The following is a 16273-nucleotide window of genomic DNA, read 5'->3' as shown; positions in this document are numbered from 1 at the left end:
GAAAAGAGAAGGCAGTTATAGTAGGCATATATCCTTTAACTGGGAAAGGTCCAAAGTTATTCCAACATATAAATTAGAATTATGATTTTCATAAAAGTTATTTCTTCGTATTATGCATTATCGTTACTATACACTAGTTATTTGGGTTCGTTAGTATCCAGACTCTCCCATTCCCTACATTCAACGGTTATTCTGTGGGATTAAGTTCCGTATAATGTAAGGGTTCGGTGGAAATCGTGTGAATTTTTAGATGGGTTTGATGACTAACACAGATGGATGGTTCCATAAACCATACTGGTTCGAGATATGTAGAACAAATTAGACCATGAACTATTGCTTTAAAACACTAGAAACAACAAGATAATCCAGGATAGCAAAGTAAACCTACGGAAAAGATTTCCCCTCCGACGAGATCACAATTTTTCTGGAATATTTCTTTCTAAATCACGTTGTAGATATTTGAGAATGTGTTCTATCATAATCAGCCCAGGTTTCCTCTGGATCATCCCTTTCAAATACTGGACCAATGGAAGCACCTAGCCCGTGTCCGGTGTAGGTTCCTCGAATCCTATAAACATTTTCATCCGAGGAAAAGTATTCAAGCATTTTAAGATCAATTCTATGGGCAATTACTACATGCGTTCCCCCATCAAAAAATGCGGGCATCACCGCCAAATCAGTGGATATCTTATTTCTCAACTCCTCAACATCTGGTTTTCTATTAAGGAAGATTTCTAAAGTATACATGGGACTCTTGTCTTCAGATAAACGGTGAAGAATATCCAAAATTAGATGGGTATCAACCTTGGGAAGACAGGTTTTCATGCGTTCATCAAATTCCAGGTATCTTTTTACTAATTCCTCCGTACAGCTCATTTATATAATAACACATTTTTTATATTTGAAGATACCGAAATAGTATTAAAAACCCAAATATTTTAGGGTAAGAAACACAATTATTGCATTAATTATGTAAAATAGTTAAATTTTATTAAACTTCAATAAGTGATGTGAATACAAAAATTCAAATTTGGATGATCTTGTTGACCGATGCATACGTAAGACAACCGTTGATTGCAAGTATTCACTTGAAACAGCGAAAGAGTTGAGATAATTTATTGAAGTATATCAACAGGCTTCAAGAGAATTCAGGTTATAATGTAAGTAGACAATCATGATATGGCGATAGAAGTATGGATTCACAATCTCCAATACTACAGAGACAATCAACAGTGCAGGACAGCAGGGTAGTCTCCTAAAAAGATAGCGTTTGTTATTTTAACTATTTTATTAGTCCCATATGCAGACTTGGCCAAAGTGCTTGCTCAGGCTGGTGGAAAGGTGATAGCAACAATAACAGTAGAGGATTCTCCATTATGGGCAACCTACAACCCCGGTAATGGATTAATATATGTGCCAAACGATGGATCCGATTCGGTTACTGTTATAGACCAAGACAATGAGGTGATAGATACTGTAGAGGCCGGGGACAGACCACGGGATATTACACATAACCCAGAAAATGGATATGTCTACGTGGTAAACGGCGGTTCGGGCACCTTGTCGGTCTTAAATCAAGACAATGAGGTGATAGATACTGTGAATGTGGGAGATTTTCCATGTGCAGCGGTTTACAATCCAGGAAATGGATTACTTTATGCGACAAGGGGTGGTTTTACAGGCAAGTTAGAAAACATCTCGGTCCTAAATCAAGACAATGAGGTGATAGATACTGTGAATGTGGGAGATTTTCCATTTTCTATAACTTACAATGGAGGCAACAAATACCTATATGTGGTAAACTCATGGGAGCCAGGTGCAGGTACTGTTTCAGTAATTGGAACTCTTATACCACCATTTTCTGGTATACTCGGATCAGGAAACAACATAAACATCCAATCTCAAGAAAATTCTGGTGATATTGTAGGTGGACAACCAGGTTTTGGAGGAACCTATTCAGACTCACCTATTCTCCAAGGACAAACTACAGAGCAGGACAGTCAGTTAGTATCTTGAGAGCTTTTTTGAACAGAGCAGATAACTAGGGCAATTAATCATCCATCATTTTGAAAATCAATTTTCAAAATAAAGTAATTAACATTGCTCTTAAGTCTGCATGAATTAATTCATATAGTTACTATACATGAGTAGCGGTTTCGGTGGGATTAAGTTCCGTATACTATGCGGGTTCGGTGGTATGTGAAACAAATTTGACGGAATTTATAACCCGCAGTTAGAATTGATTTCAAAATTGCAAAGGATAATCCTTTTTTACATTATTAATGCACATACGATCACGTGAAAAATACATTGAATTGATATAGCACCATAAAATTCTCTCAATACTTTAGATTATCCATTATAATCAATTGAGGGAGGGCGAAATATTACATTACAACCTTTCTTCATTTCGCCGAGGATATCTATGCCATATTCTAAGCCAAGGCGTTTAGAATATTCATGATACTGATGCACCGTTTCATTGTATTTTTGTATGTCACATTGTATCCCTTCCATTTGGCCGTCAGTTTTAGTAACAGGAAATTTTGTAAGATCCCATTTGTTATGTATCATATCCAATCCATAACAATTCATCAATTTTTTATGATACATTACCGAATCCAATAATTCCTTTATTCGGTCATACTCAAATTTGCTCTCTAAAATTATGAATATTGATCGTTTGAATACCTTGTGTTCTAAGATTTCAGCCTTTACTGTTTCGGATAAAAGTAAATGTTTATCACCTTCTGTTGGTGCATCTCTGTAGTCCCTTCGTTCATTAGTCCCTATATCAGATGTTTTTATATATTGATTCTTCATACCATTGCTAGCAAGCTATCAGACACTATTAAAACTACAAAATATAAAATGTAGAGACTATACTTTTTACTTCACTAAAATTGTTGTAGTCTGATTCAATTTAGAAATAACTTATGTACGTTCTCCTTGGTGACATGCAATTTATACACCTCATCTTTTTTTAAAATAAAGATTTGATCATGTGTTTCAAATAGTCCTATGAGATCCTGTGTATTAGACTCGAGTAAAACATCTGTCTTGTATGTACAGGTACATAAACCCACCTATCCTATCATTGTCATATGCTCTTTCAATCGCTAATGCCTGCGTTAAGGAACTGTGTCCAACATCATTTATTAAAAAATCCAAACAGCACACTGGTTTGTTATCAGCATTATTTGCAATATTTTCCATTACTTTGCTACAGTAATTCATGATGTCATTCTCATTTTGGGTTTTAGACATATTCTTTTGTTGGATATGACGGTTATTATTAGAGTAAAAATAAGGTTCCACAGTACAGTTATACCATTCTAATTTACCTAGCAATTTTGTTGCTTGGGTATTTGTAGGCCCACAAAAACACCTGTACAAGTTATTATCCATTGCGAATTTATCCATAGATTTTAGCAATTTTATCATAGATTCATCGTCTGAGTATATTATTAGATGATGCTTCCTAATTGTCTCAGATTGTTGCTGTTCTAGCCATTTGTCTACAGCATCCCTTACTATGGAGTTTATGGAAATACCTTTCTGGGTTGCTAAATTACCCAATTTCTCATGAACCTTATCGTTAAATCCTCTGATTACAAGAGTGCGAGTCACAATTAGGTTAGGTATACAGAATATTTATAGATATTGCTAGCACGATAGCATTATACATTACATTTATATAATGCTAGCATGCTAGCAATGGTATGACACAAACAAGTCAATCAAACAAAATAGAAAATGAAAAAGTAATAAATGGGGTAAACGTTACAAATCTTTTTGAAGCCATAAACGCAATCACAGATAACCCCAATATTTCAAAGTTTAATTTCCGTGCTAAAGGCCAGTGGATCAATGGAGGACATAATCAAACTACAATTAACGAATTTGATGGAGCATGTCAAACACATACTCGAAATCAGCCTTTTGTATTTGACAAAGACGAACCGCCAGTATTATTAGGAAAAGATCTCGGCGCCAATCCAGTAGAGTATGCGCTTTCAGCACTAAATGGTTGTCTTACTACAACATTAATCTACCATGCTGCTGCCCAAGGAATAAAAATAGAAAAAGTTGAATCTACCTTATCTGGAGACCTTGATATCCAAGGGCTTCTTGGAATGTCTGAGAAGGTAAGAAATGGGTATGAAAAAATTAAAGTTACTTTTAGGGTAAAAGCAGATGCATCTGAAGAAAAAATAAAAGAACTAGTGGATCTGGCACAAAAAAGATCACCAGTATTTGATATAATATCACGCCCAACTCCTGTCGAAGTTTCGCTACAAAGTTAGAACATTACTCCAGATGGAAATGTGAAATCTCATCAAACCAACTTTTTCCTTTTATATTCATAATTAGAATTATTCTTATTTATATAAGCCGTAAACTCATCAACCGGATACGTACAAAAGAGAATATTTTAAAACCCTAATAAATAATATATATTTATATTTCAATTTCTAAATATCATGCATTTTGTCGTTACTATAATTAGTAGCGTGTTTGGTGAGATTAATCTCCGTATGGTATATGGGTTCGGGTATTTTCACAAATAGAGTAAGAGGTTGTTTGATCTATCAATAACTAAAGATGTATAAGTTTGATTCATAATCTAATAAAATGGAATTCTTAACTATACTATAGATTAAAAAAAGGGGTTAAATTTATAGCATTATTACCAATTCGCCCATCAAGTTAGGCAGGATTATTTTCTGAATAAAAGGAGTGGTTACCTGGAGATATATTTGAATCCAGATACTCTGCAAAACTTCCGGGTGCCATCTGTACTGAGAAATTCTTACCATCCGTTTCATCTCCAGGTCCATTGCCATTTGTGAATGTATGCGTTTCAGTTAAATTATTTAAAACCAATAGTTCTTCACCTTGGTTAATCGAGGTTATTAAGATTAGAGATGTTGTTTGGTTGAACCCAGGTGGTAATGATCATCATTACAACAAAGGGTATTTGATCAGTTGCTAAGATGGTATTCTGATAATACATACGATTTGAGCTAAACAATAACCTATTTGGGTTCACGGTAACTCAATATATCAAGTATATTTAGGCAACTTTACATAAATTTTGCAATTAAATTGCCAATTTAAATAAAAATTACAAAGGAATTGCGCATATACATATATTGAGTAATACTAGTAATAGTTGAAAGAGTCACCACAATAATGGCTTTGCGTAAAGTCAAACATTCAGAGTTTTGGAGTAATTCTTTATCAGAACTAGAACATAAACTTCAAACATCACCAAAAAAGGGTTTGACATCTCAAGATGCAGAAAGTCGATTATTGTTTTATGGAAAGAATTCTGTGAAGAAGCATAAAAAAAGCCACAATCTATTATCATTGTGGGTCTCTCAATTCAAAAGCCCGATTATTATAATTTTTATATTTACGTCAGTATTATCATTTTTTCTAGGTCAGCCAGAAGATGCATTATTGATCATTGTAATCGTGATTGTAAGCGGATTTTTGGGGTTTTGGCAAGAGAGAGGAGCACTTTATGCCATATATAAATTGCAAGATTTGGTACAGTCAAAAACTACCGTTATACGTGACGGAAGTAATGTAATAACACCTTCAGAAAAAATAGTCCCAGGAGATATAATTATTCTCAAGTCTGGAGACAATATACCCGCTGATTCTATCGTAATTGAATCAAGGGATCTATTTGTAAACGAGGCTACATTGACTGGCGAAAGTTACCCGGTAGAAAAAATCTCTGGTGTTCTCCATAAAGATATACCTTTAAAAGAAAGATCAAATTCTGTTTTTATGGGTACTTTTGTGGTAAGCGGTACTGCAAAGGTAATGGTCGTCAAAACGGGATTTCATACAGAATTGGGCAGAATTTCAAACAAATTAAAGCACAAGAATCCTGAGACAGATTTCGAACATGGTGTAAGAAAATTTGGATACTTTCTTATGGAAATAACCCTGATTTTGGTAATTTCAATCCTAATAATAAATGTTTATTTTGAAAGACCGGTTCTAGAGTCCTTTTTATTTTCCTTGGCTTTAGCAATTGGACTAGCACCACAACTTTTACCAGCAATTATTAGTGTCAACCTTGCACATGGTGCAAAAAGAATGGCTAATGAAAAGGTGATTGTCAAAAGACTTGCAGCAATAGAAAATCTTGGGAGTATGAATATACTATGTTCTGATAAAACAGGGACACTAACTGTTGGTGAAGTAAAATTAAAGTCTGCAATCGATGTTGGTGGAAATGAAGACAATAAGGTTCTGTTATATTCGTATCTTAATTCTAAATTTGAAACAGGATTTACAAATCCGATAGATAAGGCTATCAGAGATTTTTGCACTGACAAATTCGATTTAAAAGACTACCAGAAGGTTGATGAAATTCCCTATGATTTTATACGTAAGAGACTTACCATTCTAGTTTCCATTACAAATAATCATTCAGATATTAAACTAACATGCTCCGATCATCCCAATCGTACTACAACTTTTGTAATGATCACTAAAGGAGCACTTTATAATATTCTTGATAGTTGTTCAAAAGCAGAAATTTATGGTAAAATCGTCGACATATCAAAAGTAAAACAGGACATTCTTCGTAGGTATGAAGAACTAGGAAAACAAGGATTTAGAGTTCTAGGATTATGCTACAAGAATATAATAGATGATAATAAAATGTTAGAAGCACCAAATATACGTATAGACAAGAAAGATGAAACACAAATGACCTTGTTGGGTTTTCTTGTATTCTTTGATCCCATTAAACCGGATTTATTAGAGTCTATATCTAGTTTACGTAAATTAGGTATTTCGGTCAAGATAATCAGTGGAGATAACAAATATGTTGTTTCAAGTTTAGGTAAACAAATTGGCATGCCAATTAATACTACTGCGAGTACTGATTTTGATACTGCTATTCTTACTGGACCAGAATTACATTCTATGAGACCGGACGCGCTAGTTACTAAAGTCAAGTATGTAGATGTTTTTGCAGAAATAGAGCCGAATCAGAAAGAACAGATAATATTGGCATTGAGAAAATCTGAAGGCAATGTAGTCGGATATATAGGAGACGGAATTAACGATGCTTCGGCGATTCATGCAGCCGATGTCGGGATATCTGTTGATAACGCTCCTGACGTTACCAAAGAGGCTTCTGATTTTGTACTTTTAGAAAAGGATCTTGGCGTATTAGCAGATGGTGTTAGTGAAGGAAGACGAACTTTTGCGAACACAATGAAATATGTATTCATGGCTACTAGTGCTAATTTTGGTAATATGTTTAGTATGGCAGGAGCATCAATTTTCTTGTCGTTTCTTCCTTTGTTGCCAAAACAGATTTTACTTATGAATCTGTTAACCGATATTCCAGAAATGGCAATATCTACAGATAAAGTTGATAAAGAAATCATCGAAAAGCCGAGACGATGGAATATCAAGTTTATCAGAAAATTTATGTTAGTTTTTGGTTTACTTAGCGCTGTATTTGATTTTATCACTTTTGGGATTCTTATTTTTATATTGAATCCTTCAACTACAGAACAGTTTCGAACAACCTGGTTTATAGAGTCGATAATCTCTGCGTGTTTAATAGTACCTGATCGTACGAACTTCAAGACCTATTTTTAAGAGCAAACCAAGCAAATATTTGATATTATCCACGTTGGCCATGATTATCATAGTAACAATTCTGCCGTTTACCGCTGTTGGAAAGATCTTTGGTTTATCTGAAATCCCGATTTTTTATATTGGGATAGTGGGATTAATTGTTTTAACGTATTTAATTTCGGCTGAGGGAATAAAAAGAATATATTATAAATTAGTAGATCAGGAAGGTTTTTAGCAGGAACAATTGTAAAGAGCGAATTCTCATTATATCATTCACATATGACGCTTATGACTTGTGATTCCTTTTTGTCCATCATCATTACAACATCATTAAAGCCTAACTTTACAGAGATGGTAACTTTGTTTAGTGGTTGTTGATTTTTCCATTATATTTTTCAATTTTTTCCCGGCCAATTTTTGAACTGAAATCGATTCGGTTTCGGTCGAAATTGTGTGAATTTTCTCAGGAGTTTGCAACATGTTACAGAGAAAGCAAGGGAAAATTCAGATTCCTTCAAAAGCGAATGCAGTGTTATATTATAACAGACTAATAAGACCAGGAAATTGAGATACTGTTGTAAGGTACTCTAATTTTGCTTGCAAAATTCTCAATAATTGAAACTCAAAAAAGAGAAGTAAATGGTGAATACAATCATAGGAAAGAAAGACCAAATATAGTCGCTCTATTTAACTCTATATTTAAAGACCATTTAAATATTGACTTGTGTCGGTCATTATAGATCGGAACAAAAATGAATTTTAGTAATTGGATAAAAAATATCTGTAATAAGTTGAAAAAGGATAACAATATTGATAACCCTTCATCATCAAGAACTACAAGTGACACAAATAAATCGATAAATGGATAATGATGATATGTAAGTCTAGAAATTCATGGATACAATAGCATTAAGCCATAGCATGTCGTATTTCTTGTGTTGACTAAACCAAATATCCAATCATAAAACCCCGTGATTTAATATTTGGTTCTCAATATTACTTGTAATACATAAGGAACGCAGAAATAACAAGTCCCACAAGGGTTTGATTCTATGAAGAATAAAATCATATCAGCATATTGCAATGGAATCGAATAATTAATAGCATATTTCAAATTTCTTTGATGTAAAATTTATCTAGTCATTCTGATAGGGAGAAAGTACTAAAAAATCTTTGAGACAATATAAAAATAGGTTCAACGGAATATATACATTACTTTATCGTTCCCATTTTGTGGCACCAAAACAACAAGATGGATTTCCATTGGCTTCATAACCAGTTTCATTGATTTTCTGTAAGAGGGTATCGGATTCGATAGATAAAGTCAGGGTCCCATGATATTTGTTCGATCCTTTAGGTATATCAGCATATTCAGCTATTATCGTCCCATTATTTTTGTGAAAGTATCCTTTTAATACGTTGGAAAAAGTCTTTCCATCATCCGAGCCACTAATACCGAGCCACCATACATCATTGCCTATGTTTCTTATATAATAGATCCCGCCATCATCAGCTTTCCAAGTACCTGTTAAATTAATATTGAACGGGGGTTGAGCTGAAGCAGATTCAAGTGACATTTTAGGCAGATCCATAACTAATATAGTCATTCCAACAGCTAACAAGATCAAAATCGAGATTAGGCTACTTTGAGAACAATTTTTGTTTAAATGATTCATTATCTACAGCATTTTAGTTTCATATTTAAAATTTTAGAAACAAAGGGTAGAATCGAGCATTTCATCAGTTGGTTAGAACGAAATTAAGTATAATATGATTTTGGGTCTGATGGGATTAAGTTCTGTACGGTATAAGGGTTCGGTTCATTTGACTGGTATTGTATTAATTATTTAGATGTGATTGGAGGTGCAAGTCCGGAGGGATGTAATTCAAGAATGAATGAAATCTTTCAAATTTTATTATGATTTTTTGCAAATTTATTATTCTATCAATCCCCAGAGGTTGGGAAGTCTCAACTTTTGTCTAATACAAGGTTAGGTAAAAATCATATTATTTACAGGGGCTAAATCTATTCTCGACATATATATCGAATCTCTTCACGTTCAATGAATGACAGATAATAGTGTCTCTTTAGATTTAAAATATTCATCATAATCTAAAAAATCTGAATTCGTTGGATTACATGACATGATTGATGAACTTCCTTAAGGTTTTGGAATTTATTTAATTAGAAATTCTATACAACATAGAATCTATACACATAATACCAAAATTTTCAGTTTACCGATACCTTCTATTCAGTGTTTAGATTATCTATATAAGAAAGATCGGCGGTACAATTTTTGTTTGAATGTTAAAGGAAACATATGAAATTTTCAAGTAAAGTTTGTAAGTTGTAAGAATATTCTATTCTATATCTATTTATTGAATGCTCTTTTTTTAATAGCTAAATGTTAACTGAAGCATTGACCATTGCTTTTATAATAGGAACCTGTGGATTAATAGCATGGTTTGCCAAGAATAAATTTCAACCCGAAATTGAAGAAGATATAAAAAAGAGAGAACAAAAAGTTAATCAACAATTCCCTAAAGTAAAAAGGCTATAGTATTTTATATTATTCTGTTTTTATCAGATTGATTCGTTCGATATACTCGCTATGTCAGACATCTGAAAATGAGATCGGTCAGTAAGTGTTTTTACTATAATTTGATATAAACCATTCATTATTGGATTAATAATACCCCAAGAGAGGAGGGATCCCAAATATTAGTTACAGAATGATTAATTAAATATCCTCGTAAAAACTAACTCGATAAAAGATTTTTAATCCATTGTTAAAACTTTTTTGGCCATGTTTAATTTCTCAAATATCTCCTTGATGAAAATGTCTGCGAATTTATCAAACTCCGTGATCCCAAATCTCATTTTATAATCCTCTTTTCGCTTTTTAAATTCCTCTTCTAGCCATAAAAAGTCCGATTCTTTAAGTTTAATGATATATCGGCTAGTCCTAGATTTGGATTCAAACATATTCATCATAAATATGCCTGCAAACTGTGTAAAGTTTCTTGACCTGTATTTTTTCATATACTCTTCTTTGTAAATCTCATAGTTTTCTCTTAACCATGTTCTTACATCAAGCCTAATAGTTAATGAAACATAGCCTCCGGATAAGTCCAACTTCATGTTATGAGTTTCAACAGAATATTGCCCCCTTTTTATCTCGTTCATCATCATAATAAGGGCACTAGGAAGAAACATTCCGGGATAATGTTCATCAGTGCAATTTTGTAATTTAGTTAAAACTGATGGTTTTAGACCGATGGTTGCATATCCCTTCGTAGGCATCACCTTAGTATTTTCGCTTATACTTATTAATTTATTTGAAAACATTTGAAAGAAATGAGTAACGGGAGATTAGGTTTTAGGAGGAATGTAACCTTTCAAGTCCTCTCCGTTAACAACGTCCTCTTCTGGCGGCACATACTCAATTACTCCATGGCGTTTGGATCCGGGATATTTCTTTTGGGTAAGCAGTGCAACAGCTATGAACACTCCAAATGAAGCAATCGGCGGTATAAGTGTATCAAATCCCGCATACTGTACAGGGGTAATAAAGTACATCACTAATCTTAGAGCGGAGCCGAATATTAAAGAGGCCAATGCTGCAGGAAGATTAGATTTTTTCCAAAACAATCCCAATGTTAGAGGCGCCCAGGCTCCTGCAAAAACAATGTCAAATGCAAGTATTAGATAAACCCCAGGCCGAGGGATTGTTGACCCCAACATGAGCCCCGCCAACATAATCGGTATCGTGATACATCTAGTTGTAATAAGCAACTTCTTATCCTCTAGTCCGGTTTTTTTCAACCATGATCTTAAAATGTCTCTTTGTATCAGATTCCGCGCTATTACACTGGATATAGCTAACAATCCACCGTTAGATGTAGACATCGAAGCCCCCAGAACTCCCATCAATAGAGCAGCTCCTATAGGAAAAGGCAACAAATGTATTGCCATCAATGGATAAACGGTGTACGGATCCTCAACGTTGGGTAATAGATATAATGCAATTATTCCCATCATACCAACAGGTACTATAACAGAGATCGTTAAAGTGGCTCCCATAAGTGCACCCCTTCGTGCAGTCTTTCCATCCCTCGCCGAAAAGACTCTTTCCATAAAGTCTAAAGCCACCACATCACCCAATCCTAACGCTAGAATGCCTGCCCAGTTAACAATAGCACCCTTGTCCGGATCAGTTAGCCCACTTAAATCTAGGTAATCTGAAGGAGTCGATGCCAGGATAGTTCCGAAATCTACGCCGCCAAAACCTAATGCAAAGAACAAGAATGCCGCCCAAAAAGACCCAATTGTGAGATATACTTGAAAAATATCGGTATATGCTGAGGAGAATAGACCGCCTGCAAATGTATAAACTAAAACGGCAGAAGACACTATCAGCATTGCCCAAAAGAGTGGTATTTGCAAGACAGTCGATAATATAAAACCACCTGCTGCAAAGTTTCCTGCTACAAGAACGATAAAACTTAAGGATAGCAATATAGAGCTAATTCCTTCCGCTCCTACACCATATCTTCTATAGTAGAAATCAGGGAGAGTGAGCATCGACATCTTGTTCAGTTTTTTTCCGTAAACGGTACCTGTCAATATTAGGCACATTGCTAAGCCGATTGGTATTACCGCTCCAGCCCAAAAACCAAATTCATATACAAGCGCCACGTTACCAAGGGAGGAATTACCATCTATTGATTGGGCCGAAAGCATCGTTCCTACAAATAATAGTGGCAAGCTTTTCCCTGCGACCATATATCTTTTACTGCTTTTTTTGACCAATAAAGAAGTTAAAATACCAACAGTCAATACTAGGCCCATAAATGAAAGCACAGCTATTCCATAACCATCAATTACAACCATTTCCCATTTATATAATTAGTAAATATATAAATATTATTACAATTCATAGAACAGGTAAATCATAAGATACTGTAATTCAAAATCCTTACACTTCTATTATGAATTATCTAATTATTTAGATCTAATTTTGATAACTACTTTGGAATTTTCGCATCCTTTTATATCATACCGTCTAGACGTAATATACCTGAAAATGTTGATTCTGATAAAATTGTGTTCAAATAATTCGGTTGTCGAACTCTCTTCGAAACGTAGTTTACTTAACAATATTTAATTAGCTATTTGAATTAGTAAATATTGATATATTATGGGAATGGAATTTTATGGCGACTCATATAAGGGAAATGATGAACCTATTTTTGTTGGCATACCTACATTTCTTAAATTACCTTACATAAAAAAATATGAAGAATTAAAAAAGGTGAACCCAGATATTGCAATTGTAGGGGAGCCCTTTGATTTTGGGACCACAATTAGGCCTGGAACCCGTTATGGTCCCCGTGCTATAAGAGCTGCATCAACAGTTCCTTCTCCACCATATGAGCATTTTAATATCGAAACTGGTGTCGATCCATTCGGAATTTTTAAGGCTGTTGATTATGGTGATGTAAATATTTCACCTGGAGATGTTATCGAATCCCATAGAAGAATGACAAATAAAGTAAAAGAAATTCTTGATATTGATGCAATCCCTATCATACTGGGAGGAGACCATTCTGTTACTTTTGCAAATGTCCGTGCTCTATCAAAGAAGTATAAAAATATAGGAATGATACATATAGACTGTCATGCCGATTGCGCTCCACAGGGCTTGTGTGGATTCAAATACGATCATGGGGCCCATATAAGAAGAATTATGGAACTTGGGTGCCTTAAAGGAAAGAATTACACCTTGATTGGGCCACGGGGTTATTGGCCGGGTCCTGATCTTTACAAGTGGATGGCAGACCAGGACTTTCAATGGTTTACAATGCTGGATGTTGAAGAGCTTGGTATAGATCAAATCGCCAAAGAGGCTGCCGATAGGGCTAATGATAATGTGGATGCAGTCTATGTTAGTTGGGATATTGATACATTTGACCCCGCATATGCTCCTGGAACCGGTGAACCAGAGCCAAATGGATTGACCTCTAGAGAGGGAATGAGATTAATGAGATTGCTGTCTACATCCTTCGATCCTGATAGATTTGCTTTTGATTTGGTTGAAGTTTCTCCTACATATGATGTAAGCGATGTTAATTCATACAATGGAGGTATAACCTCGGGACTAGCAAATAGATTAATAGTCGAATTAATGGCAGGTTTATCATTAACTAAAAGAGGGGAAACCGAAGGAAGACCGGTACGACCTAAATTTTACAGAGGTAAGGGACATACATATGATTTTGGTAATGGTCCAAAAGCAAAGATACCAAAGAGGGACTAATGATCAGAATAAAAGTAAGTTGTATTGGAATAATGCCACCAACTCAAAAATATTTTTTTTTAGCTGATAACATAGATGAAATTATTTTTTATAATACCTATGAAAAGATCAGAACAAAGGTTAACCATGGATTAAGAGTTAACCTCGATGAATCGATCTGGCTGTACTGTGGATATATTATAAAAGAAATAAGACTCGGGAAGAATTTAAGTCAAATAAAGGAAAAGATATCAAAACTATTGTCTCATGATGGAGTGATGATTGGTGTTCCTGAAATTATGAAAAAAAACAACTTTGAAATTACAATAGGAAAAAAACAGTTTCACTTTGATATAGAAAATCTGATTTACTACTGCAGTGACTCAACAACGACTTCATGTAATTTAATTTAGACCGATAAGGCATTCAAAACGAAGATAAAATATCGCGGCAATAGGGGGGGACTATCATCTTTCGTCTTCCTAGTTAAAAATTTTTGTAGAAAATCTGCTCTTTCTCTATCTAGTGGGATATAAACAATTAGCTAGTTGAATTTTAAAAATAGTTAATAATAGTGATGATTTGGTCGCTGTTGTTTTCCCAGTTTATCAAAATAATGATCATGTTTCTCATTTCCGCCTTCATGGGAATGTACTGTTCCATCTTCGTGAGTATGTGTATTCATCAAAGGTTTTTTTATGATGATGTCGTCTATGTTTACTAGCAATCTACTTACTTCTGTGGCAGTAATCAATATCTGTTCTTTAACAACGGTGGGCTCTATTAATTCCCAATCCAGTTCGCAAATATTTCTTTTGTTGGTATCTATTCCAAACCACTTTATTTTCTCATCAACAATCTCTTTAGATAAGTTATGTCTTAATTTTATGAGGGAATCAATCACATTCATGCCTGAATTTCTAGCTAATGTCAATGGGATTTCTTCAATGGCATCGGCAAATTTTGTTAACGCTATTTGCTCTCCGCCGGAAATACTGTGAGCCTTTTTCCTTATGTAATGGGCTAAAATCGCCTCGCATGATCCACCTCCTATTACAATTGACGGATTTTGAATGAATCTTTTAGCCATTGTAATACCCCTAACAATCGCTCTATGGTATTCATCCAAAATCATTTTTGAATTTGCTCGTATCAATATTGTGACTGCCTTTGGAGAATTACATTTTTCAACAAATACCATCTTGTCGTCATTAACCTTCTTTTCGTACACCTTTCCTGAAAATCCAAGATTCCCTTTGATGTCTTTTACATTTAGTTCTTTTATTATCTTGCCTCCAGTGGCTTTCTCTAACCAATGCAAATCATTTTCCTTTACTCTCCTAACGGAGATTATCCCTGCTTTCGACAAAAGATCCTGGGCAAATAGTCCTATTCCCTTCCTACTAAATACTACATCGACACCACAATCGACTATATTTTGTAGTTTCTCTTTAATTATGTTATTTTCCTCTACGTAAAAAAGACCCATATTTTTCGGATTCTTGATAGACAATATGGCATCTGTCCTTGTTCTCTTGGGTTCTAAATCATCATCTAACAAAAGTATAGCTGCATTCTCCTTAACTCTTGGCATGTTACCATTATCTATTGTTTTATCAATCAGAATTCCATCAATTAGTCGACTCTCATCAACATTGCCTAATTTTTCTTCAATCTTTATACTATCAATGTCCAATGTATTGCCGTTGTTCATATACACCGTATTGATTGCATCAAAAACTAGATCGGCGATGCTCCTTTCTTTGGATTGATCTGACGGAAAAGACAGAATTTTTGTTCCAAACGCATTGGTTAGTACTTTTTGAACAAAACTCATATCAAATTTTCTTATATTCTTTGAAATTTTATTTAATGCCTCTAAGGAGTACTGTAATCCTAATGAATATCCATTGGATATTGTTGCAGGATACAAATTTGAAGATAGCATTTCTTCAGCTTTTTCCAATAAGACTGCAGAAATTATTGCCACCGATAAAGTTCCGTCACCAACCTCATTATCCACGGTATTGGCCGCATCTATCAGCACTTTGGCTGCAGGATGCTGAACATCAATTTTTCGTAAAAAAGCCGCACCATCCTTAGTAAAAGTTGCTTCGCCGATAATATCTATGTAAATCTTTTCATTCCCTTGAGGACCAAAGGATCTCTCAATTATACCTTTGATCAGCCTCGCTGCATGAATATTGAACTTTCTTACGTCCTTTCCATTTGTCCTGCGGTCATCATTGCTTAGTAACTCAAGATTTGACACGATTCTGGTATTATTTTGGTAGTTTATATATGGTAATGTGAAAGAAGTATTTTACACAAAATTAGAATTTGTTCTTAAA

The 16273-nt window shown here is 34.5% G+C and carries 14 protein-coding genes; 6 read left to right on the top strand and 8 right to left on the bottom strand.

The annotated features are described in order from the left end of the window. Positions 1-444 precede the first annotated feature (444 nt). Complete coding sequence (locus ACMT7R_RS13215; protein WP_415312419.1) at positions 445-876, bottom strand: hypothetical protein; 432 nt, start codon at positions 874-876, stop codon at positions 445-447. 441 nt (positions 877-1317) lie between these two features. On the opposite strand from ACMT7R_RS13215, the gene ACMT7R_RS13210 reads away from it, so the two are divergent. Continuing rightward, positions 1318-2016, top strand: a complete 699-nt coding sequence (locus ACMT7R_RS13210; protein ID WP_415312517.1) for a YncE family protein — start codon at positions 1318-1320, stop codon at positions 2014-2016. Positions 2017-2352: 336 nt separating this feature from the next. Here the strand turns inward: ACMT7R_RS13210 and ACMT7R_RS13205 are convergent, their stop codons facing one another. Together ACMT7R_RS13205 and ACMT7R_RS13200 are read right to left on the bottom strand one after the other, a co-directional pair. Beyond that, positions 2353-2823 (bottom strand): hypothetical protein, encoded by a 471-nt coding sequence (locus ACMT7R_RS13205; RefSeq protein WP_415312418.1) that lies wholly within the window; start codon positions 2821-2823, stop codon positions 2353-2355. Between the two features lie 213 nt (positions 2824-3036). Further along, positions 3037-3630 carry a hypothetical protein gene (locus ACMT7R_RS13200; protein ID WP_415312417.1) on the bottom strand — a complete coding sequence of 198 codons (594 nt, stop codon included), beginning with the start codon at positions 3628-3630 and terminating at the stop codon, positions 3037-3039. A 92-nt stretch (positions 3631-3722) separates the two neighbouring features. Between ACMT7R_RS13200 and ACMT7R_RS13195 the strand changes: the two genes are divergently transcribed. Next, positions 3723-4307 carry an OsmC family protein gene (locus tag ACMT7R_RS13195; protein ID WP_415312416.1) on the top strand — a complete coding sequence of 195 codons (585 nt, stop codon included), beginning with the start codon at positions 3723-3725 and terminating at the stop codon, positions 4305-4307. A gap of 403 nt (positions 4308-4710) precedes the next feature. Here the strand turns inward: ACMT7R_RS13195 and ACMT7R_RS13190 are convergent, their stop codons facing one another. Beyond that, positions 4711-4887 carry a hypothetical protein gene (locus ACMT7R_RS13190; RefSeq protein WP_415312415.1) on the bottom strand — a complete coding sequence of 59 codons (177 nt, stop codon included), beginning with the start codon at positions 4885-4887 and terminating at the stop codon, positions 4711-4713. Positions 4888-5196: 309 nt separating this feature from the next. Between ACMT7R_RS13190 and mgtA the strand changes: the two genes are divergently transcribed. Further along, positions 5197-7641, top strand: coding sequence for a magnesium-translocating P-type ATPase (gene mgtA / locus ACMT7R_RS13185; RefSeq protein ID WP_415312414.1), 2445 nt, complete (start codon positions 5197-5199; stop codon positions 7639-7641). Positions 7642-8837: 1196 nt separating this feature from the next. On the opposite strand, the gene ACMT7R_RS13180 is transcribed toward mgtA, so the two are convergent. Continuing rightward, positions 8838-9296: a hypothetical protein gene (locus ACMT7R_RS13180; protein ID WP_415312413.1), complete on the bottom strand. Its 459-nt coding sequence runs from the start codon at positions 9294-9296 to the stop codon at positions 8838-8840. 732 nt (positions 9297-10028) lie between these two features. On the opposite strand from ACMT7R_RS13180, the gene ACMT7R_RS13175 reads away from it, so the two are divergent. Further along, a complete protein-coding gene (locus ACMT7R_RS13175) occupies positions 10029-10184 on the top strand; it encodes a hypothetical protein (RefSeq protein ID WP_415312412.1) in 156 nt (51 codons plus the stop codon). Between the two features lie 218 nt (positions 10185-10402). Here ACMT7R_RS13175 and ACMT7R_RS13170 read toward each other — a convergent pair whose 3' ends face one another. Together ACMT7R_RS13170 and ACMT7R_RS13165 are read right to left on the bottom strand one after the other, a co-directional pair. Continuing rightward, positions 10403-10930 carry a hypothetical protein gene (locus tag ACMT7R_RS13170; protein ID WP_415312411.1) on the bottom strand — a complete coding sequence of 176 codons (528 nt, stop codon included), beginning with the start codon at positions 10928-10930 and terminating at the stop codon, positions 10403-10405. Positions 10931-10996: 66 nt separating this feature from the next. Next, on the bottom strand, positions 10997-12475 hold the full coding sequence (locus tag ACMT7R_RS13165) for a sodium:solute symporter family transporter (protein WP_415312410.1): 1479 nt from the start codon (positions 12473-12475) through the stop codon (positions 10997-10999). A gap of 349 nt (positions 12476-12824) precedes the next feature. On the opposite strand from ACMT7R_RS13165, the gene ACMT7R_RS13160 reads away from it, so the two are divergent. Both ACMT7R_RS13160 and ACMT7R_RS13155 read left to right on the top strand, forming a co-directional pair. Next, the gene (locus tag ACMT7R_RS13160) at positions 12825-13943 is read left to right on the top strand and encodes an agmatinase family protein (RefSeq protein ID WP_415312409.1); all 1119 of its coding nucleotides are present in this window, start codon (positions 12825-12827) and stop codon (positions 13941-13943) included. Beyond that, complete coding sequence (locus tag ACMT7R_RS13155; protein WP_415312408.1) at positions 13943-14335, top strand: urease subunit gamma; 393 nt, start codon at positions 13943-13945, stop codon at positions 14333-14335. The genes ACMT7R_RS13160 and ACMT7R_RS13155 overlap by 1 nt, the downstream gene beginning before the upstream one ends. 152 nt (positions 14336-14487) lie before the next feature. Here the strand turns inward: ACMT7R_RS13155 and thsA are convergent, their stop codons facing one another. Further along, the gene (thsA, locus tag ACMT7R_RS13150) at positions 14488-16194 is read right to left on the bottom strand and encodes a thermosome subunit alpha (RefSeq protein ID WP_415312407.1); all 1707 of its coding nucleotides are present in this window, start codon (positions 16192-16194) and stop codon (positions 14488-14490) included. Between the last annotated feature and the right edge of the window lie 79 nt (positions 16195-16273).

This window comes from Candidatus Nitrosocosmicus sp. FF01, from assembly GCF_047711275.1.
Classification (GTDB): Archaea; Thermoproteota; Nitrososphaeria; order Nitrososphaerales; family Nitrososphaeraceae; genus Nitrosocosmicus.
The sequence above is the reverse complement of the archived record's forward strand: the minus strand, read 5'-3'. Positions and strand labels throughout refer to the sequence as shown.

Excerpts from the sequence above, each read along its gene's own strand:
- ACMT7R_RS13215 (WP_415312419.1), bottom strand. The coding sequence starts at position 876 with ATGAGCTGTACGGAGGAATTAGTAAAAAGATACCTGGAATTTGATGAA.
- ACMT7R_RS13205 (WP_415312418.1), bottom strand. The coding sequence starts at position 2,823 with ATGAAGAATCAATATATAAAAACATCTGATATAGGGACTAATGAACGA.
- ACMT7R_RS13195 (WP_415312416.1), top strand. The coding sequence starts at position 3,723 with ATGACACAAACAAGTCAATCAAACAAAATAGAAAATGAAAAAGTAATA.
- mgtA (WP_415312414.1), top strand. The coding sequence starts at position 5,197 with ATGGCTTTGCGTAAAGTCAAACATTCAGAGTTTTGGAGTAATTCTTTA.
- ACMT7R_RS13180 (WP_415312413.1), bottom strand. The coding sequence starts at position 9,296 with ATGAATCATTTAAACAAAAATTGTTCTCAAAGTAGCCTAATCTCGATT.
- ACMT7R_RS13175 (WP_415312412.1), top strand. The coding sequence starts at position 10,029 with ATGTTAACTGAAGCATTGACCATTGCTTTTATAATAGGAACCTGTGGA.
- ACMT7R_RS13165 (WP_415312410.1), bottom strand. The coding sequence starts at position 12,475 with ATGGGCCTAGTATTGACTGTTGGTATTTTAACTTCTTTATTGGTCAAA.
- ACMT7R_RS13160 (WP_415312409.1), top strand. The coding sequence starts at position 12,825 with ATGGGAATGGAATTTTATGGCGACTCATATAAGGGAAATGATGAACCT.
- ACMT7R_RS13155 (WP_415312408.1), top strand. The coding sequence starts at position 13,943 with ATGATCAGAATAAAAGTAAGTTGTATTGGAATAATGCCACCAACTCAA.